The sequence below is a fragment of the Stenotrophomonas sp. NRRL B-14846 genome (assembly GCF_050473585.1).
Taxonomy (GTDB): Bacteria; Pseudomonadota; Gammaproteobacteria; order Xanthomonadales; family Xanthomonadaceae; genus Stenotrophomonas.
This window is the reverse complement of the sequence record NZ_JBFLUN010000022.1, coordinates 1141191-1168049: the sequence shown is the minus strand read 5'-3', so window position 1 is coordinate 1168049 and position 26859 is coordinate 1141191. Positions and strand designations below refer to the sequence as shown.

The following is a 26859-nucleotide window of genomic DNA, read 5'->3' as shown; positions in this document are numbered from 1 at the left end:
AACCAAGGAAGCAACATGAAATTGATGATCATCGGCGCCAGCAGGGGCCTGGGACGCGCGTTCGTGGAAGGCCTCTGTGCCTCGGGTGACACTGTGATTGGTGTCTCGCGCACCCGCCCGCGCGGCATCGCTTGCCCTGACGGCGTCACCCTGCAATGGATCGAAGCAGACCTGTCCCGGCCCACCGCAGCGGCCGACCACATCGCAGCACAGGCACCGGCCGATATCGATGTGCTGATCCACAACCTGGGTATCTGGGAAGACAAGGCCTTCAGCGACGAGTACGCCTTCCTCGATGAAAGCGATGCGGCACTCACGCAACTGGTCGACGTCAACATCACCGCGACCCTGGTCCTGCTGCAGCGCCTGCTGCCCCGCGTACTGGGCGCAGCACGCCCGCAGCTGGTGCTGACCGGTTCGACCTCGACCCTGCCGCGCAGCGGCCGCCCGGAAGTGGCGTTCGGCGCCTCGAAGTTCGCCCTCAACGGCATCGCCGATGCGCTGCGCGAGGGCTTCCGCGATCACCGGCTGGCGGTGACCAGCCTGCAGCTGGGCTACCTCAACACCGACGACGCCTTGTCGGTGCCGGTGGCCGAGGCCGCAGCGCGCGGCGACGGTGAGCTGGTGCCGGTACATGATGCCGTGGCGATGGTGCGCGCACTGCTGCAGCTGTCGCCGTCCGGCTTCGTGCGCGAACTGGTACTGCCGGCCATTGCCGACCCGCGCTACTGACCCAGGTGGGCGACGCCGGGTAGCATCAGTGGCCGCGCGCGCGGCCGTGGTTTACCCTGCTCGTCACTGGCCGTCGGTCACAGGCGGGAACCTGCTATGGATGCGCTTTCACGGGTCTCGGCCCAGGTCCTGGACAGCGCCCTGCCCAGCCTGCCGCTGTACCTGCTGCAGGCCACGGCGGTGATCGGCATGATCGGCGTGCTGCTGATCGCCACCCGTCGCGCCGGGCACGCCATTGAAGGCCGTCGCCTGTATGTCGGCGTGGCGCTGGGCCTGATCTACCTGTTCAATTCCTGGTTCGTGGCCCGTTACACCCAGGGCGTGGTCAAGCTGCACCTCGGCTTCGACATCCTGCTGGTCAGTGGCCTGCTCGGCGGATGGCGTGGCGGCCTGGCCTGCCTGGCCGCCGCCCTGCTGGCCCGCTACCAGTTCGTCGGCACCCAGTTCTTCCTGCCTGCCAGCCTTGAGGCCGCGTTGCAGATGATGGCCGGCGTCTGGCTGCGCAGGCGCCTGCACCCACGCATGCTCAACGAGCTCTCGCCGCGCATGATCCTGCAGGCGTGGTCCGTGCGCATCGGGATGACCGCTCTGGGCCTGGCACTGGGTGTGGCGATCATTGGCGCCGACCAGCTGCCGGTGGCCGAACTGGCGATCCAGCGCCTGTTGGCACTGCCGGTCTCACTGCTGATGCTCGGCGCAGTGTTCGCGCTGGTCTACAACGATGCCCAGATCGATGCGCAGCGCCAGCGCGAACAGGCCTGGCTGCGCGTCGACCCGATCAGCGGCCTGCCCAACATGCGGGCGCTGGGCGAACGGCTGCAGCATTTCTGGCGCGACAACGACGGCCTCGGCAAGGCCTGCCTGGTGGTGGTCGAAATGGGCAACCAGCGCGACCTGCGCCTGCGCTACGGCCCGCTGCAGGACAACGGACTATGGCACCGCGATACGCCGGCGGAGGTCCACCGGTTGCTGCCATCGCTTCCAGTGGACGATGTGGAGGTCTACCAGTTCGGCGACGCCGCGCTGGCGATCCTGGTACGCGGCATGTCCTTGACCGAGCTGCGCATCCAGGCCCATATCACCGAGCTGGCCTGCAATCTTGCCGACCGCGTCGGCCGCGACTGGCCGGGCTTCCGACCACTGTTCCGCTGCGCGGTGGTCGAGCTGAAACCACCGACCGCCACCGATGAAGGTCACCTGCCGTTCCGGGCGATCACCCTCGCACTGAGCGCGATCGAGTCGGGCGTGGTGTTCTTCGATGACCCGATCCAGCGCGACAGCGAGATCGATGCGCTGATCGAGGTCGCGCTCGAGCGCTGGCTGCAGCAGGGTGACGCCCCGCTGTGCTACCAGCCCAAGCATCGCCTGCACGATCGCCAGCTGGTTGGCGCCGAAGCACTGCTGCGCATGCGCGATGGCGAAGGCCGGCCGATTGCACCCATGCGGGTGATCTCGCTGCTGCGCCGGCAGGGCCGGCTGGCAGACCTGGAATGGGCCACGCTGCAGTCGGCGGTGCACTTCCTGCAGCACTGCCGGCAGGACGGCGCGGCGCTGACCATCGCAGTCAATGTGTCAGCCGAATCCCTGCGCCTGCCCGACTTCGGCCTGCGCCTGCAGGAGCTGCTGCAGCTGCACGACATCCCCGGTGCGATGCTGCGGCTGGAAATCGTCGAATGGACCGAGATCGTCGAGCGCGACGTGGTCGATGCCAACATCGCACAGCTGCTGGCGGCCGGGGTCACCCTGTCACTGGATGATTTCGGCGCGGGTTATTCGACCCTGATCCTGCTTTCGCAGCTGGCCATCGCCGAGGTCAAGATCGAGCAGGCGTTGATCGCCACGCTGTCCGACGCCAAGTCGCAGTCGATCGTGCGCTTCATCGTCGAAGTCGCGCACCGCTGCGGCGCGATCGTGGTGGCCGAGGGCACTGAAACCCTGGCCCAGGAGCAGCAACTACGCGCACTCGGGGTGGATGTCGGCCAAGGTTATCTGTATTCGGCGGCGTTGCCGGCCGACGAGTTCCGCCGCTTCGCCGCCAACTAGACGGCGTAGAAACCCAGGAACATCGCCACCGCCGATTCGGCCACGCGCGTGCGCTCCTGTTCGTTCAGCGGTGGCTGCCCCATCGTCACCTGTGGCCAGAACGCGAAGCTCTTCACCAGCCCATGCAACTGGTGGCCGGCGAATTCCGGATCGACCTTGCGCAGCCGGCCGTCGGCGATCGCTGCGCGAATCCAGGCGCTCTCGCCACTTTCCTTCTCGCCCATGCGGCAGACGATGGCCTGCGCCCGTTCCGGTGAGTGGATGATCTCGGCCATCGCGACCCGCGCCAGGTCGATGAAATTCCCGTCGCTGAGCAGGTCCAGCTTCTGGCCCAGCAACTGCAGCAGCTGCGCCTGCAACGGCTGGTCCGCGCGGTACGGCAGTGCGTCGCTGGCCACGCTGCGCTCCCACAGCTCCTCCAGGATCATCGAGAACAGCGCTTCCTTGCTCGGGAAGTGGTTGTAGACGGTGCGCTTGGAGACCCCCGCCACTTCGGCGATGCGGTCCATGCTGGTCGCCTCGTAGCCCGATGCACGGAACTCCTCCACCGCCGCGCGCACGATGGCTTCGCGTTTGCGGTCGGTCAGGCGTTGCGGGGCACGGGACATGGCGGGAACCGGGTAGCTGAACGGATACCTCGATTTTACACCCGATAGTGTACTTTTGAAAAACACGAAACTACACTGTGCAGTGTACCCAGCGGACGTCACCCATGAAGCGCCTGCTCCTTGTCCTCCTGCTCGGAATCCTCGCCGTGACCGCCTACACCTTCTGCAAGTCCTGGTCCCTCCCCGACTTCCCCGATTCGCCGCAGTACCGCGACGGCAAGTTCCGCAATGCCCTGCCCCGTCCGGCGATGGGCCTGCGCGACGGCGCGGAGATCTGGTGGACGTTCCTGTTCAACAAGCCCAAGGGCACCGTGCCCGCGCACCCGATTCCGGTGAAGCCGCTGGACCGCGCCACCCTCGATGCCGCACCGGATCGCAGCCTGTTCCGGCTGGGGCACTCCACGATCCTGCTGAAGCTGCGCGGCCAATACTGGCTGACCGACCCGGTGTTCTCCGAACGCGCCTCGCCGGTGCAGTGGATGGGCCCGGCGCGCTTCCACGCACCGCCGATCAGCATCGACGAACTGCCGCCGATCGCCGGCGTGATCCTCTCGCACAACCACTACGATCATCTCGACCATGCCGCGGTGATGCAGCTGGCCGGCAAGACCGCGCGCTTCATCGCACCGCTGGGTGTGGGCGATCAGTTGATTGCGTGGGGCGTGGACGCCCGCAAGGTGGAACAGCTGGACTGGTGGCAGTCCACCGAAGCCAGCGGCCTGCGCCTGACCGCCACCCCGGGCCAGCATTTCTCCGGCCGCGGGTTGGGCGACAGTGACCGCAGCCTGTGGGCGTCGTGGGTGATCCAGGACGGCGACTTCCGCATCTTCTTCAGCGGCGACACCGGCTACTTCGATGGCTTCAAGGCCATCGGCGAGAAGTACGGCCCGTTCGACCTGACCATGATCGAAACCGGTGCCTACGATCCACGCTGGGCATTCGTGCACATGCAGCCCGAGCAGACCCTGCAGGCGCACCTGGACCTGCGCGGCAGGTGGCTGCTGCCGATCCACAACGGCACCTTCGACCTGGCCCTGCACGAATGGCAGCAGCCGTTCGAGCGCATCACCGCCCTGGCGGCCGCGAAGAATGTTCCGGTGGCCACGCCGATGATGGGCGAAGCGCTGGACATGCAGGCGCCGCAGGCGGGCACGCGCTGGTGGGAGATGGTGGAGCTGTAACAGCGGGTGCGCGTGACCTGCCGGAAACCATGTAGAGCCGAGCCATGCTCGGCTGCTTCCGAAGAATGTGCCGTGGACGTCAAACAGGCTCAGCTCTTGAGCCACCGCAAGTGGAGGCGCTGGCAGGATTGCTGACATCGACATGCACGGTTATCAATTTGGCTTCCGGTACCGCACTCTGAACCTGCACGCATGCGGCACGCGCGACATCGTCTGCGGCCGTGCCCTCTCGCTGGAATCGCAACGCCAACACGCCCGGCAAACCACTGCCCAGCAGCACATCGTCGCATCCCGCCTCTGCAAGACCTCGCTCAAATGCACTGAGATCTTTTCCGGTATCAGGCACTCGGTACATCAGCGTGAAACTGAATTCCATCATCAATCCATTTCGGATCGGTGGTCGTTGCCAGTCAGGATAGGGGCCAACCGGCAGCCGTCCAGAGCCACATCCGTCAGCCAACCATCGATGGTGATCGCGCCTTGAACCGGTGAACGAGGCTGCCGGCCCAGTATCCGCGACCTATTGCAGTGCGTCATGTAACCGGTTACATCCCTTGCTAGCGTAGCGCTCGCCCGATTCCGGTCGAACCTGCGAGGCTGTCCGTAATGACGTTGCGCGCCGAACGCTCCAAGGTCTCCCGCCCACCAGCCCCATGGCAAACTGCCGCCACCCTGGTGTTCGCCGTCCTGGCCTTCAGCGCACAGGCACAGACGCTCCCCCCGCGCAGCCAATGGCAGGCCAGCGCCTCATCGCAGCAGGTACCGGCGATGGCGATCAGCCACCTGATCGACGGCGACCCCAGGACCGTCACCGGCGGTGCCTTCAGTCCGGGCCACTGGTTCCAGATCGATCTGGGCGCACCGACGATGCTGGCGGGCGCACGGCTTACCTGGGATGTCTCCAATCCAGAGGGCTATTCACTGCAGACCTCGCTGGACGGCACGCAGTGGCAGACCGCCTACACCATGGCCGATTCGCTGGGCGACGTGGAAACGCTGTACTTCGCGCCACGCCAGGCGCGCTACCTGCGGCTGGCCAGCCCGCAGCGCACGTCCGACTGGGGCGTGTCGATCTTCGAGATGGAGCCGCTGGACAGCACGCTCAGCGCACGCATCAGCGGTGTCGATGCAACGCAGGCAGTGGCGCTCTGGCAAGGCGGTGGCACCGTCGCGGTTCCAGCCGGAAAAGGTGGATCCCATACGCTCGAGATCATGCTGCCTCGCGTCCAGTCCACAGCCGGTCTCGCGGTCGACTGGGCCGACGGCGGGCGCGGCGCCGCCCGCTTGCAGGCGCAGGACGCACAGGGCCGCTGGCAGGATCTCGCACACGATGCACAGGCGGCCAGCCATCGGCAGAGTTGGCTGGCCGCTGACACGGCAAAACCTCTACGTGCATTCCGCCTGAGCGTGGACGGCGCAGCCCCGCAGATCGCGCGTCTGCGCCTGCTTGGCCCGAAAGCCGTGATGACACCGATGAAGCGCTACCAGATCGCCGCCAGCGGCGCGCAGCGTACGCTGTTTCCGGCGTCGCTGCAGATGCAGCAGACCTACTGGACCGCCGTTGGCGTGCACGCAGGGCGGCAGAAATCCATCTTCGACGAATACGGCAACCTGGAAGCGTTCAAGGGTGCGCCGCTGGTACAGCCGCTCTGGCGAAGCGCCGACGGGCGTGCTGCAGGTGCCGCCGGTCAGCCCGTACAGCACGCCCTGCGCGATGGCTGGAAGCCTATGCCTTCGGCCACCTGGTCGCCGCAGCCCGGGCTGGAGCTGCGCAGTGAGGTGTTCGCCATCGAGCGCGATGGCCAGCCGGTGACCTTCCTCCGCCATCGACTGCACAACACCGGCAGCACCCGGATCGACGGCACGCTCAGTCTGGTCGTGCGCCCGATGCAGATGAATCCGCCGTGGCAGAACGGCGGACTGTCGCCGATCCGCGAGGTGCGCGTCGACGGACAGGCGGTGCGCATCAATGGCCGTACGCTGCTGCACTCGCTCACGCCTGTGGCTGCGTCCGGCGTGGCGCCGTTCGGCAAGGATGGCACCACGGAAATCACCGCGGACATCGCTGCCGGCGAACTGCCTTCCTCGCAGCAGGCACGTGATGACCAGGGTCTTGCCGCCGCCGCGCTCAACTACCGCGTGTCGCTGGCGCCGGGATCCCGCGATGCCATCGTGGTCGCGTTCCCGCTGGGCACCGCCGCCGCCGATGCCAATGGCCTGCTGCCCGAAGCGCCTGCGCTGGATCTGGCCACGCTGCCCCGTGATGCCAATGCGGCGTTCGAGACGCTGGCCACGCAGGCGTCCGCAGATTGGCAGGCGCGGCTGGGCCAGGTCGGCCTGCGCCTGCCCGATCCCTCGCTGGTCGACATGCTGCGCGCGCAGGCTGCCTACATGCTGATCAACCAGACCGGCCCCGCGATGCAACCCGGCCCACGCAACTACAACCGCTCCTTCATCCGCGATGGCATGGCCACGTCGGCGGTGCTGCTGCGCATGGGTGAAGCGCGCGTCGCGCGTGACTACCTGGCCTGGTACAGCGCGCACGGCGTGCATGCCAATGGCCTGGTTTCGCCGATCCTCAACGACGATGGCAGCGTCAACACCGGCTTCGGTTCGGACATCGAGTACGACAGCCAGGGCCAGTACGTGGCGCTGGTGGCCGATGTCGCCCGCCTCGATGGCGGGCCCGAGTCGGTGCGCGCATACCTGCCGAAAGTGAAAGCCGCACTGCGCTTCCTGCAAGAACTGCGCGAGCGCACGCTGGTGCCCGGTTACAAGGCCGACCAGCCGGCGCCGGAGCGATTCGCGGGCATTCTTGCGCCGTCGATCAGCCATGAAGGCTATCCGTCGCCCACCCACAGCTACTGGGATGACTACTGGGGCCTGAAGGGATGGCACGACGGAGCGTGGCTGGCCGAGTCGCTGGGTGACCACGAGACCGCCGCCTGGGCACGTCAGCAGTACAAAGCGCTGTACGACGCATTGCACGCCTCGATCCGCGCCACGATGGCGTGGAAGGGCATCGACTTCATCCCGTCCTCGGCGGATCTGGGCGATGGCGATCCCACGGGCGTGTCGATCGCACTGGATCCGACCGGCGCGCAGAGCGTGTTGCCGGCAGATGCGTTGCGGACCACCTTCGCCCGCTATCTGGAAGACGTGCGCAAGCGCAGCCAGCCCGGTGCGCTGTACGCCTACACGCCGTACGAGATCCGCAACGTGCTGAGCTATGTGCATCTTGGCCAGCCGGACGTGGCTGACGAGCTGTTGCAGGGCCTGCTTCACGACCGGCGCCCGCTTGAATGGCAGGTGCTGGCCGAAGTAGTGCATTCACGGCTGCGCTTCCCGCGCTACCTCGGCGACATGCCGCATACCTGGATCGGTGCCGAGTACGGCCGCACGCTGTTCGGCATGCTGATGCGCGAGGACGATGACGCACTGTCGCTGCTGCCGGGCACACCGCCCTCTTGGGTGGCGGGGGAAGGGTTGGCGGTGGAGCGCCTGCCGACCGCGTATGGCACGTTGCAGATGCAGGCGCGGCAGCGCGACGGGCTGCTGACGGTGGCGCTTGGCGAGGGGCTGCGCAGTGGAACGGCGGTGAAGGTCTGGTGGCCTGCGCGCACGATGCCGAAGACGGTGCGTGTGGATGGACGTAGCGTTTCCGACTTCGATGCCGAGGGCGTGCGCCTGGCGAAGCCGTTCCGGACCTTGGAGGCGGTCTGGTAATGCAGCCGAGCATGGCTCGGCTCTACAGAAATCAGACTCTGCGAGTAGATCCACGCCATGCGTGGATGCTCTTGTAGAGTCGAGCCATGCTCGACGCATCGCACACCGTGCGAACTGCAGCCGAGCATGGCGCGGCTCTACAAAAGCAGCGGTAGCGCCGGGCCATGCCCGGCGTCAGAGCCTCGGTAACCCTGGCGGGTTGGTCTGCGACTGCGGCACGGCTTCCTCGGCCACGTTCCAGCGCTTCAGCGCCTGCGCATAGGTGCCGCTGCCGATCTGGGTGTTCAGCGCCTGCGTCACCGCATCAGCCAGGCCGCTGCCCTTGCGCGTGGTCACCGAGATCGCTGCGGCGTTCGGCCAGCCTCCGGGGAACAGGCCCACACGCCGCACCTTGCCATCCCGCGCCGAATAGGCACCAGTGGCATTGGGCTCGAACGAGACATCGGCGCGGCCGGTGATCACCGCCAGCCGCCCAACCACGGCGTCATCAAAGTACTGATACTCCACCGGCTTCAAGCCAGCGGCAATGTTCTGCTGGTCCCACTGCCGCAGGATCTGGTCCTGGTTGGTGCTGGCACCGACCACCACCTTCAGTCCGGCCACGTCGGCCGGCGTTTCGATCTTCTGGATCGGCCCATCAGTGCGCGTGTAGATTCCCAGCAGATCGTAACGGTAGCTGGAGAAATCGAACTTCTTCTTGCGCTCCTCGGTAACCGTCACGTTCGACAGCACGGCATCGTACTTGCCTGATTCCAGCCCCAACGGCCAGTCCGCCCACGCCACCGGCACGATCACCAGCTTCAGGCCCAACCCATCGGCAATCAGTCGCGCGATGTCCGGCTCGATGCCGATCACGTCCTTGCTGTCGGCGCCGTAGTCGGCCAGCGGCAGCTGCCCCGGATGGGTGGCTACGGTGAACGTGCCGGGCGTGACGAAGCTGTAGCCGGCGGGAATCAACGCCTGCGCCTTCGGATCGAGCGTGCCCTTCAGGATGGCGGTGTTCGCACCGGCCAGGCTGGTCGCGGCCACGGTGCTCGTGTCCGGTGCCTGCCGCACGCGCGAGTAGACGATGCCGGCGATGCCGATGACCAGCACACCCACGACCAACAGGGTGCTGCGCGAGGGGCGACGCGGTGCTGCAGGGCTCATGGTGTTCCTTTCGCAGTTACAGGGTCTTGGCCAGGAAATCGGCGGTGCGTTGCTGGCGCGGACGTTCGAACAGGGCCTCGGGCGTGCCCTGCTCGATCACCCGCCCCTGGTCCATCATCACCACGTGGTCGGCCACGCGGCGGGCGAAGCTCAGTTCGTGGGTGACGATCACCAGGGTGGTACCGGAGCTGGCCAGCTCCTCGATCACGCTGAGCACCTCGGCCACCAGTTCCGGGTCCAGCGCCGACGTGGGTTCGTCGAACAGCAGTACCTTCGGTTGCAGGGCCAGCGCGCGGGCAATCGCGATGCGCTGCTGCTGGCCGCCGGACAGCTGGCGCGGGAAGGCATCGGCCTTGTCGGCCAGGCCGACCCGTTCCAGCAGCGTGCGCGCCTGCTGCTCGGCCTGCGCGCGCGGCACGCCACGCACTGCGATCGGTGCCTCGATGATGTTCTCCAGCGCGGTCAGGTGCGGGAACAGATTGAAGCCCTGGAACACCATGCCCACCTCGGAACGACGGCGGCGGATCTCGCGTTCGGGCAGCTCGTACAGGGTGTCGCCATCGCGGCGGTAGCCGATCAGCTGGCCGCCGACGGTCACGTAGCCGCTGTCGGCACGTTCCAGGTGGTTGATCAGCCGTAGCAGCGTGGACTTGCCGGCACCGGACGGGCCGATCAGCACCGTCACGCTGCCAGCGCGCAGGTCCAGGTTCACGTCTTCCAGTACAGGCTGGTCGCCGAACACCTTGCCTACGCCATGCAGCGACACCGATGCCCCCTCGCCCGCTTCAACCTGCGCGGCGATGCGCGGGCGATTGACCACGCGCGGTGCAGCCTCACCTGTGGCGCGCGTCGGTGACGAGACACGCGATACCGAGCGCTCGCGCTGTAGCTGGCCGCGCGCGAAGCGCTGCTCCACCCGTCGCTGCAGCAGCGACAGCACGGTCAGGATCACCAGGTACCAGACCGTGGCCACCATCAGCAGCGGCACCACTTCCAGGTTGCGCCGGTAGATCACCTGCACCGTGTAGAACAGCTCCGGCAGCGCCAGCACGTAGACCACCGAGGTGCTCTTGGCCAGGCCGATCACATCGTTGAACGCGGCCGGCAGGATCGAGCGCATCGCCTGCGGCAGGATGATGCGGCGCACCTGGCGGCCACGTGGCAGGCCAAGTGCCGCTGCGGCTTCGTACTGGCCATGGTCCACCGAGAGAATGCCACCGCGGATCACCTCGGCCGAGAACGCGGCCTGGTTCAAGGTGAGGCCCAGCACTGCGGCGGTGAACACGCCGATCAGCTGCGTGGTCGGGTACGAGAACAGGCTGATGCCGGTGAACGGCACGCCCAGCTCGATGGTGCTGTACAGGTAGCCCAGGTTGTTCAGCAGCAGCAACAACACCAACAGCGGGATCGAACGGAACAGCCACACATAGCCCCACGACACCGCCGACAGCAGTGGCGAGCCGGAGACGCGGGCCAACGCCAGCAGGGTACCCAGCGCGAAACCGAGGCCGGTACCGAGTGCGGTCAGCAGCAGCGTACGGCCCAGGCCTTCCAGCACCGGGCGTGCGAAGAACCACTCGGCGAACGTGCCCCAACCCCAGCGCGGGTTGCCCAGCACCGATTGCAGCCCGATCAGGATCAGCGCCAACGCCAGAAGGGTTCCGACCACCTGCAGTGGATGCCGGGCCGGCACGATCTTCAACGCCGGAGCTGGCGCCGGGCGTGCGGCAATGCCATCCAGCGCGGTCGAAGGCGTGCTCATGCGTGGGCTCCGTGCAACACGGCCTGCGATGGCACAACGACCGGCGCCGATACGCCCAGGTGCTTCTCGAACGGCAGATGCGCGATGGTTTCCGGGTCGGCCTGCAGGTCGAACAGCGCGGTGTAGCCGTGGCTGAGGTACAGGCCGACCGCTTCAGGCTGGCGGAAGCCGGTCGTCAGGAACACCCGCCGATACCCTTGCCGCGCCGCCTGGTCTTCCAGCTCCTGCAGCACGCGCCGCGCAATGCCCTGGCGGCGCAGCCCGGGCAGCGTCCAGATGCGCTTGAATTCGGCGGTATCCGGATCGCGGTGCGGCATGAAGGCACCGCCGGAGATCGCCACACCCTCGCGCAGCAGCAACACGAACGCCCCTACCGGCGCCGCGAACGCCTGCGCCGGGTAGCGCTGCAGCTCCTCGCGGGCACTGCCGCCGATGCGGCGGCGCACGTCGGCGTAACGGCTGTCGTACTCCTGTTCCAGGCCGTCGAACAGAGGCCGCGCCAGCGGATCATCCACCGAGGTATAGAGGAAGCGTTCGTTGCTGCTCATGTCGCGTCCTTCACCAGATAGTCTTCGGCCAGCCGCGCCCATAGGCTGGCGGCGGGTGCGATGGCGGCGTCGTTGAACACATAGCGCGGGCTGTGCAACGGTGCGCTGTCGCCGTTGCCGACGAACACGAAACTCCCGGGCCGCGCCTGCAGCAGGAAGGCGAAATCCTCGCTGGCGGTGCGTGGCGCGAACTCCGGCACTACCTGTTCGCTGCCGAAGCCCTGTATGGCCACGTCGCGGATGTAGGCGGTCTGCTGCGGATGGTTGATCACGCTGGGGAAGCCACGCGGAAACTCGATTTCGGCGCGTGCGCCGAACGCGGCAGCAGTCTGCTCGGCAATCTCGGTGACCCGGCGGCGCAGCGTGTCGCGCACTTCCGGCAGGTAGGCGCGCACGGTCAGCTTCAGCTCGACCACGTCCGGAATCACATTGGCGGCCTGCCCGCCGTGGATCGAACCGACGGTGACCACGCCCATCTGCCGCGGATCGACGTTGCGCGACACCACGCTCTGCAGCGCGGTGACGATGTGCGCCGCCGCCAGGATCGGGTCGACGCTGCCCTGTGGCTCGGCACCGTGGCCGCCCTTGCCGATCACCTTCAGCCGCGCCCAGTCCACCGATGCCATCGCCGGACCGTCGACGAAGCCGAAGTGCCCCACCGGCACACCCGGCCAGTTGTGCAGCCCATAGATCGCATCCACCGGGAAGCGCTCGAACAGGCCATCGGCGATCATCTTCGAAGCACCCGAACCGGTTTCCTCAGCGGGCTGGAACACCAGCTGCAGGGTGCCGTCGATGCGGCCGTGATGGGCGAGGTAGTGCGCCGCAGACAGCAGGATGGCGGTGTGTCCATCGTGGCCGCAGGCATGCATCAACCCTTCGGTCTGGCTGGCGTACGCCAATCCGGAATCCTCGTGGATCGGCAGTGCATCGATGTCGGCGCGCAGGCCGAGGCGACGGCTGCCCTGCCCGCGTTGCAGCGTGCCGACCACGCCGGTGCCGCCGAGGCCGGTGGTGACCTCATAGCCCCACTGCTGCAACAGCTCGGCCACGCGTGCGCTGGTGCGGTGTTCCTCGAAGGCCAGCTCCGGGTGCCGGTGCAGGTCATGGCGGATCGCGATGGCCGCCTCTGCGCGTGCCGCGATGTCGGGCAATATGCCCGTCGTCTGGGAATTCCGCTGGGCATGGCCCGGTGCTGTCGCGCTTTCTCCGCTCATCGCCTTACCCTGCCTTCCGCGCCGGCTCGGCGTCGGTCGAGTGGCGGCTGGCCTTGTACGGCAGGCCCAGATGCGCGCGCAGCGTCTGCCCTTCCAGCTCACGCTGGTGGTAGCCGCGCGCCTGCAGGATCGGCAGCACCTGGGTCACGAAATCGTCCAGGCCTTCGCGCTGTGCCGCGAAACCGAGGATGAAGCCGTCGCTGGCACCGGCATCGAACCACCGGATCAACTCGTCGGCCACATGTTCCGGCGTGCCGATGAAATTCGGTCGCGGGCTCACCGCTTCCAGTGCCACCTGGCGCAGGCTCAGGCCCTTCTCGCGCGCGTCCTGCTTGATGCGGTCGGTGGTGGAACGGAACGAGTTGCTGCCGATGTCACCCAGCTCCGGGAACGGTGCGTCCGGATCGTACTGGCTGAAATCGTGGTGGTCGAAGAAGCGCCCCAGGTACGCCAGCGCATCCTCCAGCGTGGCCAGCGCGGCGATCGCCTGGTACTTGGCTTCAGCCTCCTCGGCGGTGCGGCCGACGATGGGGCCGATGCCCGGGAAGATCTTCACGTCGTTGCCGCTGCGGCCATGCGCGATCGCCGAGTTCTTCACCTTCTGGGTGAACGCGCGGGTTTCTTCCAGCGACGGCGAATGGGTGAACACCGCATCGGCATACTTGCCGGCCAGCGCGATGCCATCGTCGGACGAACCGGCCTGGAAGATCACCGGCTGGCCCTGCGGCGAACGCTGGATGTTGAGCGGCCCTTCCACCTGGAAGAAGCGTCCCTTGTGGTCGAGGCGACGAAATTTTTCCGGCGCGAAGAACGTGCCACTGTCGCGCTCGCGCACGAAGGCATCGTCATCCCAGGAATCCCACAGCCCCTGCACCACCTCCAGGTACTCGTCGGCGATCTGGTAGCGCAGCGCATGCTCGGGGTGGGGGCGGCCGTAATTGCGCCCCGACCCCTCCAACGGCGACGTCACCACGTTCCAGCCGGCGCGACCGCCACTGAGCAGGTCCAGCGAAGCGAACTGGCGGGCTACGGTGAACGGGTCGCTGTAGGAGGTCGACAGGGTGCCGGCCAGACCGATCTTCTTCGTCGCGGTGGCCAGCGCCGACAGCAGCGAGATCGGCTCGAAGCGGTTGAGGAAGTGCGGGATCGACTTCTCGTTGATGTACAGGCCGTCGGCCACGAAACCAAAGGCGATGCCGTTGTCCTCGGCGGTACGCGCGATGTCGATGTAGAACTGCAGGTTGACGCTGGCGTCGGCCGGATTGGATGGGTGCTTCCACGCGTGCATGTGGCTGCCGGGGCCCTGCAGCATGATGCCGAACGGAATGTGGCGCGGGGTCGTGCTCATGGGAATCGCTCCTGCAGGTCAGGCCACCGCCGCGCGTGGCGCGGGCGACAGCAGTTCAAGGGATGTCAGGCGTGCGTCCAGGTCGGCCACCGGCGCATCGAGAATGAACTCGCCCACGCCGAAGCGCCGGTGCAGCGCATCCAGTTCGTCACGCACGTGCTGCGCATCACCGGACAGCACGCTCGGGCGGGTTTCCTCGATCCGGAAGTCGGCCACGCCCACCTGGCGCGCGTACTCGGCAGCCGCGTCTGGGCTGGGCAGATTCACCGTCTGGCCAGGGCCGAGGTGCAGCTTGTAAACGCGCAGCGCACCGATATGACGCGCTGCGGCTTCGGCAGTCGGGGCGGCGAAGGCCACCGTGGCCAGCAGCGGTGGCTGCGAGGAGACGCTGCGGTAGGCATCGAACGCGGCCTCGATGTGCTTCGGGTCACCATCGAAGTGCGCGGCGTAGACGAAGCGCCAACCGAGCTCGGCCGCCTGCTTTGCGCTCTGTGGGCTGGCCCCGAGCAGGAAACGTTCCGGTGCCTGCTGTGGAACCGGCCGTGCCTGTGCCTCGGTTTCGGCGCCGGACAGATAGCCTTCCAGGTCGCGCAGTTGCTGGTCGAAATCGGCGAACGCCGGGCGCCCGGCTGCCAGCGCGGCAGTCGAGGCCGGCAGGCCACCCGGGGCCTTGCCAACGCCAAGATCCACACGCCCCGGCGCCAGCGCCGACAGCAGGTTGAAGTTCTCCGCCACTTTATAGGGCGCGTAGTGGCGCAGCATCACCCCACCACTACCGATGCGGATGCGCCGGGTCTGTGCCAGTACCCACGCAGCCAGTACTTCCGGCGCCGGGCTGGCCAGCGTTGGTGCAGCATGGTGTTCGGCAAACCAGTAGCGGTGGTAGCCCAGCTGCTCGGCGCGCTGCGCCAGCTGCAGGCTGTTGCGCAGCGCCTGCTCTGGCGAGGCACCCTCGGCCACTGGGCTCTTGTCCAGCACGCTGATCTGATAGCTCATGGTCACGTCCTCGCTCAGGGGTGGGCCACGGGAATGCCGAGCAAGCCGTTCAACGCGGCCAGGATCGGCTCGGCACCGGAGATGTACTGGCGATCCTGGTGCGCGCCACTGGCCAGTTCGCTGCGCACGCCCTGCGGCAGCACCAGCTTCGGCAGCGACTGGTCCTGCTCGCCGATCTCGGCGATCACCTCCCGTCGCGGCCGTGCGAAGCCGATGCGGCGCACGTCCAGCTGCGCGTCCAGGCCATCGATGCTCGACAGCGCGCCCTCCAGCAGCAGGCTGTGCCGGCAGAAGAAGCGCTGGCCGGGAATCTGGCCGTCCTCGAACTCACGGTCGAGCAGGAACAGGATGGGTTTGCTTGCTGCGTCGAAAGTCACTGGAGTCGTCCTCATCGGGGCCGGCAATGCGATGCCGCTTCGATATCGATGCTAGAGATGTCGGCGGCCGCGGCAGCGATGCCTGGCGACAATCGGCGGTCAGATCCGGCCATGCAGATGCGGCGTGGCCATAAGCAAAGCGCTGCCGGTTATGGCGTCAGGCGATGCGTCGCAGCGGCGCCGCCACGGCCAGCGCCTGCGTAGCCAGATGGCCGGCTGCGCGCTCGGTCGCCAGCGCGATGCGTGCCTGCAAGGCTGCACTGTTGATGTGCTCGCCCTCGAAGTCGGCGGGCGTGGCATACACCCCGATCGGCAGCGTGTGCGCCTGCAGGAAACTGAACAACGGTCGCAGCTGGTGGTCGATCACCAGCGCATGACGCTCGCTGCCACCGGTCGCTGCCAGCAGCACCGGCGTATCCACCAGCGCCTCCAGCCCGATGAAGTCGACCAGGTGCTTGAACAACCCAGGATACGAGCCACGATAGACCGGCGCGGCCACCACCAGCAGCTTCGCGGCCTCGATGGCCTGCAGTGCCTGCTCCACTGCCGGCCCCGCTTCGTCACGCGACAACGACTGGCCCAGTGAACGCGCGATCGGCGCCAGCTCCACCAGCTCCACGCTGGCGTGCACCCGCTGCTGCAGCGACGCCAGCAGATGCCGCACCAGCAACAACGTGCGCGACGTCGCCGAGCTGGTCGGTGACCCCACCAACGCAACCACCTTCAATGCAGAAGACATGAACTGCTCCTCGATGATGCCGAAGTACGTCCGGCCGCCCTTCGCCTTTTGTAGAGTCGAGCCATGCTCGACTGCTCCAGATCAGAACCGGTAACTGACCCGCCCATACCAGTACGCACCCACATTGCTCAGCACATCGCCGCTGTCCCAGGTGGTCTCGATACTCGCCACATCGGTCGCACTGCGCGCGTACTCCGGCACCTTGCGGGTGCGCTTGTCGAACACGTTGTTGATGCCCAGCGCCGCGCTCCAGCCCGCACCCAGCTCCACGCCACCGGACAGGTTGGTCACCAGCACCGGCGGCTGCTTGTATTCCACGCCGTTGTTCAGGCGCTTGATCGGGCCGTAGTAGGTGAAGTCCAGGTTCGAGCGCCAGCGCCCGTTCTGCCAGCCCAGTCCCGCCACCTGCGTATAGCTGGGCGTGCGGAAGCGCAGCGCGTACTCGCTGGATTTGGTCAGCAGGTTGATGTTCGGCAGGCCCTGCAGTGCCACCGGAATGTCGCTGACCTTCTGGATCGTGGTACGGCCGACATTGGCCGCGTAGCTCCAGCGCAGCTTGCCCCACGCGGTTTCCTGGTTCGCTTCCAGGGTCAGCTCCACACCGCGTGTACGGGTATTGCCCACGTTGGTGAAATAGCTGGCGTAGAACGCATCGCCCGGCAGGATGCTGATGCCCGCCGAACCCAGCAGCGCGTCGATCGTATTCTTCTGCGCCGTACTCAGCACCGTGCCGCTGTTGTCGGTGACACGCGCCGGATCCTGCGCGTTGTAGCCGATCTGGCTGGACTGCCCCAGCTGGCCGCGAATGTCGATCTGATAGGCATCCACTGCCAGGTGGAAGGCCGGGCTCGGGTCCCAGGTCACGCCCAGGCTGTAGTTGGTGGCCTTCTCCGGCTTCAGCGGAGTTGCCCCCAGCGCGAGAGCTGCCGGCGAAGACACCTGCGCCACCAGCGTGGTGCCGCACGGGCAGCTGCCGGTGGCCTGGTAGTACTGGGCGCCCAGGCTTGGCGCATGGAAACCGTTGCTCACCGTGGCGCGCACACCCAGCGCGTCGGTGAAATCGAAGCGCGTGGTCAGGCGGCCGGTGGAAACGCTGCCGGAATCGGAATGGTCTTCCCAGCGCGCGGCAGCATCCAGGTACCAGCGCGAGGTGATGTTGGTGGCGGCACCCACGTACACCGCCTTGCTGTTGCGGCTCGCCTTCACCGCATCGGCGGTGGAATAGCCGACGAAGGCTGCAGCGCCGAAGCCGGTATACGACTCCCACTGCCCTGCACCGCGCTCGTACTGCTCGTGCTGATACTCGGCGCCCGCGCTCACTTCCAGCGGCGAAGCAAACGCCGCCACCTCGAAGCCACGCCGCAGGTCCAGGTTGGCGATGCCCTGCTGGTAGTCCAGCTTGCCGTCATAGAAATCAGTGGGTGAACCGGGATACGGCAGCGAGTAGTTCACCGAATTGCGGGTATAGGTGCGCACCGTGCTGCGGTTGCCGGTCAGGCTGGCGTCGTAGTCCCAACCCGCGATCTGGCCTTTTACCCCGGCCGTACCGGTGTACTGCTTCTCCTTGGTTTCCAGCACCGGCAGGAAGCCATCGGGAAACACGCTCAGTACGCCGGGGGCCCGGTAAGTGGTAAAGATCGTCGCGGGCAGGCGGAAATTCTGGATCGCCTGCGCGGTGCGGTCACTGGCCGTGGCGTTGGCGTAGAACTGCGCGCTCTCGCCCAGGCCATGGCCCACGTTCACCGCGAAGGCCTTCAACGCATACGACGGCGAGCTGAGGATGGTGTTGGCCTCGGCATTGCGGTTGGCCTCGGCCGGGTTCGGCGTGGCACCTGCAGGCAGTCGATTGTTCGGCCGCAGCGCCACCAGATTGCCGTTGCCGTCCACGGCCGGGTAGCTCAGGTAGCCATCGATGTAGCGGCGGGTGCGGATCGCATGGTGCTGGCGGGTGGTCTCACCGGACAGGTTGACGAAGCCATCCTCGCCCCACGGCAGGCCGACGTTGGCGCGCACGCTGGTACGCGAACCATCACCATCGATGCTCTGCCCGCTCTCCACCGACACATCACCACCGTGTGCCTGTGATTTCAGGATCACGTTGACCACGCCGGTGATCGCATCCGAACCGTAGATGGCCGAAGCGCCATCGCGCAGCACTTCCACATGGTCGATGGCCGAGACCGGAATCAACGCCAGGTCCGCCCACGCATGGCCGGGGAAGCCGCCCCCATTGGCCCCGCTCACATAGGCGCTGGCATTACGGCGCTTGCCGTTGACCAGCACCAGCGTGTAGCCCGGCGACAGGTTGCGCAGCTGATAGCCGCGAATGAGGCTTTCCTGATCGCTCTGGTAACCGCCGATCTGGCTCAGCGACGGCAGGCTGCGCTGCAGCGCTTCCAGCAGGTTGCCCTGCCCGGTTGCAGCGAGGTCCTCGGCGGAGATCACGTCGATCGGTGTGGAACTGTTCTTCACCGTGCGCGTGCTGGTACGTGAACCGGTCACCACCACCGCATCCAGCGTGGATGCAGCAACGTTGGCCGTCGCCGCGGTGGTGGCAGGATCCGCATCGGCTTCCGCGGCATGGCTGGGCGTCGCAGCGAGGGCGGCAGCGATCAGGACAGCGAGAGTACTCAGGGCTGGGGCGTAGGCGGCAGGCATGGGGGCTCGTGGGGGTGGGCCGGAAACACGCTTCCATTCAAGGGCCTGTTCACCCGCGACGACAGGCGCGATCGCGTCACCCAGCCGTAACATCCGGCCACCCACATGACCGCTGGTAATGACGTTAGGCAGACCACACGCACGGGGTCGGATCCCTTTCCAAAGGAAAGGGCTCTGACCCCAGGCACGCATCCCTCCACGGGGTCAGAGCCCTTCCTGCGGAAGGGATCCGACCCCAGCCTCCATATGCCCGCCCAGCATCACCTCATGCCCGCGCACCACTCTGCGGCGCGCACCACCACCCGTAGCATCAGGCCATGCCCAGCCCTCCCGCCGATCCCGCCGCGCCGCTCGTCGCCATCGTTGCCTGCCACGGCCAGGGGCTGTTCGAGTTCGGCTGTGCGGTGGGCCTGTTCGCGCCGATAAGGCCCGAGCTGGGCGTGGCCTGGTACCGCACCCAGCTGTGCGCAGGCGAGCCCGGCGCACTGCGCATGCTCGGCAACACCCAGGTGCAGCTGCCCTACGATCTCGGCAGCGTCGATGACGCCGACGTCATCGTCATCCCCGGTTGGCGCGAACCCAGCGAACGTCCTCCGCAGGCCCTGCTCGATGCACTCATCCGTGCCCACGCACGTGGCGCACGCATCGCCTCGATCTGCTCCGGTGCCTTCGTGCTGGCCTGGGCCGGGCTGCTCGATGGCCGCCAGGCCACCACCCACTGGCGCCTCACCGAAGCGCTCGCGCGCGAGTTCCCGCGCATCGACGTGCGCGAGGACGTGCTGTATGTGGACACCGGCAGCATCATCACCTCGGCCGGCTCGGCCACCGGCATGGACATGATGCTGCACATGGTGCGCAAGGATTACGGTGCCCGCGTGGCCAACCTGGTGGCCGAGCGGCTGGTGCTGGCTCCGTGGCGTGATGCCGGGCGCAGCCAGCGTGTCAGCCGGGCCATTCCCCATGGCGAGCCCACGCGCCTTGCGAAGCTGATGGAATGGATGCGCCGCAACCTGCGCGAGCCACATTCGCTAGGCAGCCTCGCCGAGCAGGCCGCACTCAGCCAACGCACCCTGCAGCGGCAGTTCCTGGAAGCCACCGGCCTGTCGCCCATCGACTGGCTGATCCGCGAGCGCGTGGCCTTCGCCCGTGAGCTGCTGGAAACCACCGACCGGCCCTTGCAGTGGATTGCCGAGCAGGCCGGTTTTGGTTCGCAGGAATCATTCCGTCGACATTTCCGCGGGCAGGTCGAGGCCAGCCCCACCGAATACCGCAGCCAGCATCGCAATGGCATCGGTGTCGACCGCCTGGTTGGCTGCTGAGCGCCCTCGTTCCCGGCTTTCCACGCCATCACCACCGCTGCACTATAGGGGCATGCCCCACACTGCCGATGGAACGGTGATGACCAACAGCTCGTACCGGAATTACCGCGTTGGCATCGGCGTGTCGCTGCTGCTGGCCGCGCTGATCGCCACGCTCTCGCTGATCGCGGTGGCTACCCCCAACCTGGGCTGGGGCGTCGTGGCGCTGGCCACCGTCGCGATCTGGGTCGGCCTCCCGCTGCTGCTGGTCCTGCTGCTGGTGTGGCTGCGCTACATGGTGCGGCAGCGCGGGCGCATGCCCGGCCGTGTACACGCGTTGATGTTCGCGCCGACCACCGCGGCCCTGCTCATCGTCCCCCTGTGGCTCTCCCTGCAACGCAGTTGGGACAGCGTTGCCGGTGGCTCGCGTGCGCCCATCGCGGAGATGCATATCAACCTCAGCGGGCAGCCCCTGTGGCTGGACACCTCACCGTATGCGTCCACCGGCTCCGGCGCTGGTCCGGATCTACCCATGCAGGGCGACACGCCCGAGCGCTTCATGGCCTTCCACCGCTACCCCAACACGCAGTCCGACGCAGACCGCGCGTTCCCGTACGAAGACGCACGCCTGAAGCGCTCCGTTGACCACTACCGCTACGCCACGCCGTCCGGAGATCGCGCCGTCACCGATGTGCCACTGGTCCGCCAGGCGTATCCGGACACCACGCCGTTCAACGCCGGATGGCGCCGCACGGGCACACCAGAGCTCGTGCACCTCTATTACCACTACAACGATCATGTGGAGGTCGCGCCCACGCTGGCACGCCTCAGCGGTCTCACCGCCGACGAGCTGGAGCGCAGCCGCTTCGAAGGCCTGGTGCTGTTCAAGATCCACAACTACGGCAGCGCGCCGATCGTGCGGATGGAAGTCAATGGCACCGCACTGGATATCGGCGACAGGGCCATTGCGAGCATCCCGGTCGCGCCCGTCGATTGCACCGCCTACGGCTTTCCTGCCGGTGTTGCACTGATGTCGCTCGACCTGCCGCTGCAGGTGCGCTGGCAGACCGTCGCTGCGCCCACGCAATGGCACAGCGCGCGCGTGCAGGTGCCCACCTTCCGGCAACCGCAGCCACTGCAGGGTCAATCAACCTTGCAGCGCGTCCTGCTGTATGTGCTGCCCGATGATGCGATGGCCGCAGAGCGCTACGCCGAGGTGTTTGACGGCGATTCGCGGCGCGGCATCAAAGCCACCGGCCTGCCGGCCAGTGCTGCGGCCCACGCGCGATGTGGCAGCGCCCGCACCACCTACGGCGAAGGCGCCGACACCGTGCTGGCTGACTGATGCCCGGCGGCGGCGCTGTCAACCACGCGCGCGTACGCTGCGCTCATGAATCATCCAGCACTGCGCCAGAAAGCCGATCGCAAACACCACCGCACACCCCAGCAGCGTCTGCTGTATCACGGGCGCCAGCGGTGCGGCGGCAACAGGGTGGCCCACCGGCAAGCGGGTCAGCGTTTCGTTCACACCCGGCACCAGCGACAGCAGGAAACTGAAGGACAACGCGAACGTCGACAGATAGCGCGCCGAGCGTCCCAGCCAGCGTAGGCGTGCCGCCAGAACTCCGCCGAACGCCACCAGCAGCACGATCACGCCGAAGGCATGGCCTGGATTGAGCCCGCCTGTGCTGGAGACGGTGAACGAGGTCGCCACCGACAGCACCAGGCCAATCAGATAAACCTTGCCCGAGCGCGTGCCGGGATCGATTGCCCGGTGGCGGATGAAGCCATGCAGGCCGGCCAGGATCGGCACCAGGCTGATGGCGGTATGGATCGCTCCGAGAAGGGAAAGGGGATGTGCCATGGGAATCTCCACTGGTGAAATAGACCTACTAGTAGGTAGGTTTTAAGGACAAAAAGAAGGCCCGCAGTGCCGCAGGCCAGTACACATCACCTCAGGCGGTCGCACTCACCCGCGCGATGGCCAGCCGGGCCAGCGTCGCGAACGTGGCCGCATCACCGAATCCGCGCGCAGCCAGCATGGCGCCGTGCACCGATGACATGAACGCCTTGGCCTCATCGGCCGCCGAACCCTGCAACTGCAGCTGGCCCGTGGCAGCGCCCTTCTCCAGGGTCACCGCCAGCCAGCCGCTCAAGTCCTCGAAATGGCCGCGCACTTCCTCGGCGATCTCTGCCGGAATCATCGGCGCCTCTGCCGCCAACATCGCGCAGATGCAGAACGAGGACGTGCCACCTGCGATGCAGCTGGACCAGTAATCCACATAGGCGTTGAGCTCCTGCAGCGGGTCATCCAGCTGCCGGTCCAGCAGCGCCAGGCCTTCGCGTGCCTCGGCTCGGTAAATTTCCACTACCGTGCGCACCAGGTCCGCCTTGCTGGGGAAATGGTGGTGGATGCTGGCCTTGCTGATGTTCACCCGTGCCGACACGTCGGCATAGCTGAAACCGTTGTAACCACCGGCTTCCAGCAGCGAACGGGCGTGGGCCAGGATTTCCTGGGCCTTGGGCGAGAGCGACTCTTTCATGAGTCTTAACCTACTAGTAGGTAGACATCCTGTCAACCACTCAGATTCCCTGGTAGTGCCGGCCGCTGGCCGGCATGTCGAGAACGCCGGGGAAACCCCGGCGGCCACTCAATGCGAAGACACGTACAGCGCATCCGCTGGCGGCGGTGGCAGCGCGAAACTGCGCCGCATCCGCGCCACCTCGGCCGCCGGTGGCAGGGCGAACAGGCGCTTGAACTCGCGGTTGAACTGGGACGGGCTGGCATACCCCACCGCCAGCGATGCAGCCTCTGCGGTCATCGCCTCCCGCAGCATCAGCAGCCGTGCCTGGTGCAGGCGAGTGGACTTCACGTACCGCATCGGCGACGTACCGGTAATCGCGCGGAAGTGGTCGTGGAAGGTCGCCACGCTCATGCCCGCCTCGGCCGCCAGCCGGCCCACGTCCAACGCAGTGGCAAACGAGGCGTGGATCGTACGCAGCACCCTGCCGATGCTGCCGAAGCGGCCGCGCATGGCCAGCGCCTCGCGCATCGCGCCACCCTGTGTCCCGGTCAGCACGCGGAAGTACACCTCACGCACCAGCGCCGGCCCGAGCACGGCAGCCTCCAACGGGTCAGCCAGTGCCTCCAGCAGGCGTAGCACCGTGGCCTGCATCGGCGCCTGCATCGGGCTGGACATCATGCTCTGTGCCGGGGCCTCCGATGTGTCCACCTGTTCCCCCAGTTCAATCAGCAGGTCTGCCGCCAACTGCAGATCCAGATGCAGGTAGATCGCCAGCAGCGGCGCCTCTGCAGAGGCCTCGGTTTCCATCGTGAAAGGCACCGGCACCGACACCGCCAGATAGTGCTGCGCATCGTACTGATAGACCTGCCCGCCCAGGTAGCCGCGCTTCACGCCCTGGCAGACGATCACGATGCCGGGGTCATACAGCACCGGCGTGCGTGCCAGAGGCCGGTCGGATCGCAGCAGGCGTACTCCGGGCAACGGCGTGAGCGTATAGCCCTCCTCCACCGCCAGCGTCTTCAGCAGGCCGACCATGCGTGCCTGCACCTGTCGTTGCAGGGAATCGACCACTGGCACTCCAGAGGAATAGGCAAGAATGGTCGAATCCTAGGCCTGGGGTGATCGCCGTTCAAGCACTAACGTGCAAGCCCTGTCCACCATGAGCGCCTCCCCATGCCCCCGTCCCGCCTTCTCCTCATCACCGGCGTCAGCAGCGGCTTCGGCCGTGCCCTCGCCCAGCAGGCACTGCTGGCCGGCCATCGCGTAGTCGGCACCGTGCGCAACGAATCCGACCGCCAGGCGTTCGAAACGCTGGCGCCCGGCCGCGCATTCGGCCGCCTGCTGGACGTCACCGATGCCGATGCCATCAATGCGCTCGTCACCGATATCGAAACCAACGTTGGCAGCATCGACGTGCTCGTCAACAACGCCGGCTACGGACACGAAGGCATCCTCGAAGAATCGACGCTGGCCGAGCTGCGGCAGCAGTTCGAGGTGAACGTGTTCGGCCCGGCCGCGCTGATCAAGGCCGTGCTGCCGCACATGCGCGCACGCCGCCGCGGCCATATCCTCAACATCACCTCCATGGGCGGCTTCATCACGATGCCCGGCATCGCCTGGTACTGCGGCAGCAAGTTCGCACTCGAAGGCATCAGCGAAGTGCTTGGCAAGGAGGTTGCGCCGTTCGGTATCCATGTCACCGCCGTCGCGCCGGGCTCCTTCCGCACCGACTGGGCGGGACGTTCGATGGCGCGGGCACCGCGCAGCATTGAAGACTACGACGCGCTGTTCGACCCCATCCGCAGCGCGCGTGAGGCAAAGAGTGGCCACCAGCTGGGTGATCCGGTGAAGGCTGCGCAGGCCATGCTGCAGGTCATCGACAGCGACGCGCCGCCCAGCCACCTGCTGCTGGGCAGTGATGCACTGCAGCTGGTACGGGCGAAGCTGGCGTCGATGGCCGGCAGCATCGATACCTGGGAACATCTGAGCCGTTCGACCGACGGCGCGGTTTGAGGCCCGGAGGCAGCTGATGTCTTCATCAACTGCCTTCATTCCACCCGCTCAGTCCTCCTGCACCAGCTTGAACTCGCGAAGCAAACCACCGATCTGGGTCTTGTCCAGCTTGTTCATCAGCAGGTTGCGCAGGAACGCCGGGCCAGGAATATCCAGCTCCTTGCCATCGCGCAGGCGACCGGTCGCCGCCAGCAACGAGCGCACGTCATAGGTGGAATTGAACACCTCGGGCACACCGCGCTCGATCCCCAGCAGGGTGTACACCGCTTCCATCGGTGTGCGCACCGAATACTCGGTGGTGAAGATGCAGTCGCGCTGCTTCGATTCGGCAAACTGACCTATGAAGGCGAAGTTCACCGCACCCTCCGGCACCACGTCCGGGCGATCACCGGCCTGGCGCGGCATGAAGAACGCGGTGATGTACGGCATCATCACCGGCACCGTCTTTGCGCCCGTGGCAGCCAGTTCGTCGATCTCCTCCACCGGCACGCCCAGGTGATACAGCCACTCGCGGGTGATCTCCTCGCCGGTGCAGTCCTGCATCGGCTTCTTTACGTAATCGCCGGGCGTATCGACGAACAGTGAGTACACCCAGACCACGATCTGCTCCTTGGGCTGGTTCTTGAAATGCGGCTGGCGGTTCACTGTCCAGCTCATCAACCAGCGCGAATCGCGCACGCTGACGATGCCGCCGGTCACCACCCTGCCACTGAACGGGTCACGCTTGGCAATCTTCTGGATGTAGGCCGGGATGCGCGCATCCAGCGTGGTCACCGTCGCCGACTCCCACTTGGTCTGCGGAATGTGCGCACCGAACACATCCGGGCGCCCGAACGCAGGATCCCTGGCAGCAATGCGTCGCCACAGATCCCAGGCGGGCGCCGGTCCCACATTCAAACGCGCCGCCGTGTGGTGATCGCCGTTGTCCGAGTTCTCGGTCAACGAACCGATCGTCATGAACACAAGGTCATCCGCGCCCAGATCCACGTCACCGGCTACACCGTCACGCGTCCAGTGGATGCGCGTGGCCTGCTTGCGGCCGGCCGCCAGATCGAAGTCAACGTCGGTCACCTCGGTCCCGTACTGGAACACCACGCCCTGGTCCTGCAACCACTTCACCAGCGGCAGCACCAGCGATTCGTACTGGTTGTACTTGGTGAACTTCAGCGCCGAGAAATCCGGCAGGCCACCGATGTGGTGGATGAAGCGATGCAGGTACAGCTTCATCTCCAACGCCGAATGCCACTCCTCGAACGCGAACATGGTGCGCCAGTACAGCCAGAAGTTGCTGTCCAGGAAATCACGGCCCAGCACCTCGTCGATGCGCTTGTTCTCCATCTCCTGCCGGGTGGCCAGGAACAGCGCGATGATGTCCTTCTGCGCCTGCTCGGTCAGGGTGAACAGGCCGTCGGTGTGCGCATCCTCGCCGCGATTGATCGTGGCGCGCTGCAGGGAGTAGTTCGGGTCGTCCTTGTTCAACCAGTAGAACTCGTCCAGCACGCTGGCATCTTCAATCTCCAGCGACGGAATCGAGCGGAACAGATCCCACAGGCACTCGAAGTGGTCTTCCATCTCGCGGCCGCCGCGGATCACGAAGCCCTTTTCCGGCACCTTCAGGCCATCCAGCGCGCCGCCGGGAATCTGCTGCTGCTCAAGGAGGGTGATGCGCTCACCGGCCATGCGGCCATCGCGCACCAGGAACGCGGCGCCGGCCAGCGAGGCCAGGCCCGAACCGACGAACCATGCGCGCTTGCCATCGACACCGGCAGGCTTGCGCGGGCGCGCGAAGGCTTCGTAGTTACCACTGCTGTAGTACATGCGCTGCTCCTTCCTGGAGGGGGTCATCCCACTCTAGCGCCGAACCCGTGTCCCTCATGCTTCAGCCCGCCTGCGACCCAGTGACGCAGTAGTGCCAGGCCATGCCTGGCAAACCCTTCCA

At 66.6% G+C, this 26859-nt stretch carries 22 protein-coding genes; 7 read left to right on the top strand and 15 right to left on the bottom strand.

The features are described from left to right. Positions 1–15: 15 nt before the first annotated feature. On the top strand, positions 16–732 hold the full coding sequence (locus AB1281_RS07680) for an SDR family NAD(P)-dependent oxidoreductase (protein WP_430345491.1): 717 nt from the start codon (positions 16–18) through the stop codon (positions 730–732). 96 nt (positions 733–828) lie between these two features. Next, the gene (locus AB1281_RS07675; protein ID WP_430345490.1) at positions 829–2775 is read left to right on the top strand and encodes an EAL domain-containing protein; all 1947 of its coding nucleotides are present in this window, start codon (positions 829–831) and stop codon (positions 2773–2775) included. On the opposite strand, the gene AB1281_RS07670 is transcribed toward AB1281_RS07675, so the two are convergent. After that, the gene (locus AB1281_RS07670; protein ID WP_430345489.1) at positions 2772–3383 is read right to left on the bottom strand and encodes a TetR/AcrR family transcriptional regulator; all 612 of its coding nucleotides are present in this window, start codon (positions 3381–3383) and stop codon (positions 2772–2774) included. The genes AB1281_RS07675 and AB1281_RS07670 overlap by 4 nt on opposite strands. 104 nt (positions 3384–3487) lie before the next feature. Between AB1281_RS07670 and AB1281_RS07665 the strand changes: the two genes are divergently transcribed. Continuing rightward, positions 3488–4564, top strand: a complete 1077-nt coding sequence (locus AB1281_RS07665) for an MBL fold metallo-hydrolase (protein WP_197588600.1) — start codon at positions 3488–3490, stop codon at positions 4562–4564. Between the two features lie 79 nt (positions 4565–4643). Here the strand turns inward: AB1281_RS07665 and AB1281_RS07660 are convergent, their stop codons facing one another. Continuing rightward, entirely contained in the window at positions 4644–4940 is a 297-nt protein-coding gene (locus AB1281_RS07660) for a hypothetical protein (protein WP_430345488.1), read from the bottom strand. 230 nt (positions 4941–5170) lie between these two features. Between AB1281_RS07660 and AB1281_RS07655 the strand changes: the two genes are divergently transcribed. Further along, positions 5171–8290 carry a discoidin domain-containing protein gene (locus AB1281_RS07655; RefSeq protein ID WP_430345487.1) on the top strand — a complete coding sequence of 1040 codons (3120 nt, stop codon included), beginning with the start codon at positions 5171–5173 and terminating at the stop codon, positions 8288–8290. 174 nt (positions 8291–8464) lie between these two features. Here the strand turns inward: AB1281_RS07655 and AB1281_RS07650 are convergent, their stop codons facing one another. The 9 genes from AB1281_RS07650 to AB1281_RS07610 form a co-directional block, all read right to left on the bottom strand. Beyond that, positions 8465–9439 (bottom strand): ABC transporter substrate-binding protein, encoded by a 975-nt coding sequence (locus tag AB1281_RS07650; RefSeq protein WP_430345486.1) that lies wholly within the window; start codon positions 9437–9439, stop codon positions 8465–8467. A gap of 16 nt (positions 9440–9455) precedes the next feature. Further along, complete coding sequence (locus AB1281_RS07645) at positions 9456–11201, bottom strand: amino acid ABC transporter permease/ATP-binding protein (RefSeq protein ID WP_430345485.1); 1746 nt, start codon at positions 11199–11201, stop codon at positions 9456–9458. Then, positions 11198–11749 carry a GNAT family N-acetyltransferase gene (locus AB1281_RS07640; RefSeq protein WP_430345484.1) on the bottom strand — a complete coding sequence of 184 codons (552 nt, stop codon included), beginning with the start codon at positions 11747–11749 and terminating at the stop codon, positions 11198–11200. The genes AB1281_RS07645 and AB1281_RS07640 overlap by 4 nt, the downstream gene beginning before the upstream one ends. Beyond that, positions 11746–12966, bottom strand: a complete 1221-nt coding sequence (locus AB1281_RS07635) for a M20 aminoacylase family protein (protein ID WP_430345483.1) — start codon at positions 12964–12966, stop codon at positions 11746–11748. The genes AB1281_RS07640 and AB1281_RS07635 overlap by 4 nt, the downstream gene beginning before the upstream one ends. A gap of 4 nt (positions 12967–12970) precedes the next feature. Beyond that, positions 12971–14314, bottom strand: a complete 1344-nt coding sequence (locus AB1281_RS07630; RefSeq protein ID WP_153854982.1) for an LLM class flavin-dependent oxidoreductase — start codon at positions 14312–14314, stop codon at positions 12971–12973. Between the two features lie 18 nt (positions 14315–14332). Continuing rightward, positions 14333–15310: an MsnO8 family LLM class oxidoreductase gene (locus AB1281_RS07625; protein ID WP_430345482.1), complete on the bottom strand. Its 978-nt coding sequence runs from the start codon at positions 15308–15310 to the stop codon at positions 14333–14335. Between the two features lie 14 nt (positions 15311–15324). Continuing rightward, positions 15325–15702, bottom strand: a complete 378-nt coding sequence (locus tag AB1281_RS07620; RefSeq protein WP_219626372.1) for a DUF3088 family protein — start codon at positions 15700–15702, stop codon at positions 15325–15327. 142 nt (positions 15703–15844) lie between these two features. Beyond that, entirely contained in the window at positions 15845–16426 is a 582-nt protein-coding gene (gene msuE, locus AB1281_RS07615; protein ID WP_197588609.1) for an FMN reductase, read from the bottom strand. Positions 16427–16507: 81 nt separating this feature from the next. Next, entirely contained in the window at positions 16508–19084 is a 2577-nt protein-coding gene (locus tag AB1281_RS07610) for a TonB-dependent receptor plug domain-containing protein (RefSeq protein WP_430345481.1), read from the bottom strand. A gap of 317 nt (positions 19085–19401) precedes the next feature. Between AB1281_RS07610 and ftrA the strand changes: the two genes are divergently transcribed. Both ftrA and AB1281_RS07600 read left to right on the top strand, forming a co-directional pair. Next, positions 19402–20403 carry a transcriptional regulator FtrA gene (gene ftrA / locus AB1281_RS07605; protein WP_430345480.1) on the top strand — a complete coding sequence of 334 codons (1002 nt, stop codon included), beginning with the start codon at positions 19402–19404 and terminating at the stop codon, positions 20401–20403. A gap of 79 nt (positions 20404–20482) precedes the next feature. Then, on the top strand, positions 20483–21727 hold the full coding sequence (locus tag AB1281_RS07600; RefSeq protein ID WP_430345479.1) for a hypothetical protein: 1245 nt from the start codon (positions 20483–20485) through the stop codon (positions 21725–21727). A gap of 18 nt (positions 21728–21745) precedes the next feature. Here AB1281_RS07600 and AB1281_RS07595 read toward each other — a convergent pair whose 3' ends face one another. The 3 genes from AB1281_RS07595 to AB1281_RS07585 all read right to left on the bottom strand — a co-directional run bounded on the left by AB1281_RS07595 (position 21746) and on the right by AB1281_RS07585 (position 23978). Beyond that, complete coding sequence (locus AB1281_RS07595) at positions 21746–22246, bottom strand: hypothetical protein (RefSeq protein WP_430346982.1); 501 nt, start codon at positions 22244–22246, stop codon at positions 21746–21748. A gap of 91 nt (positions 22247–22337) precedes the next feature. Next, the gene (locus AB1281_RS07590) at positions 22338–22925 is read right to left on the bottom strand and encodes a TetR/AcrR family transcriptional regulator (RefSeq protein ID WP_430345478.1); all 588 of its coding nucleotides are present in this window, start codon (positions 22923–22925) and stop codon (positions 22338–22340) included. 108 nt (positions 22926–23033) lie between these two features. Next, entirely contained in the window at positions 23034–23978 is a 945-nt protein-coding gene (locus tag AB1281_RS07585; RefSeq protein WP_430345477.1) for an AraC family transcriptional regulator, read from the bottom strand. A gap of 102 nt (positions 23979–24080) precedes the next feature. Between AB1281_RS07585 and AB1281_RS07580 the strand changes: the two genes are divergently transcribed. Further along, positions 24081–24920 (top strand): oxidoreductase, encoded by an 840-nt coding sequence (locus AB1281_RS07580; protein WP_430345476.1) that lies wholly within the window; start codon positions 24081–24083, stop codon positions 24918–24920. 48 nt (positions 24921–24968) lie between these two features. Here the strand turns inward: AB1281_RS07580 and AB1281_RS07575 are convergent, their stop codons facing one another. Then, complete coding sequence (locus tag AB1281_RS07575; protein ID WP_430345475.1) at positions 24969–26738, bottom strand: oleate hydratase; 1770 nt, start codon at positions 26736–26738, stop codon at positions 24969–24971. Positions 26739–26859 lie beyond the last annotated feature (121 nt).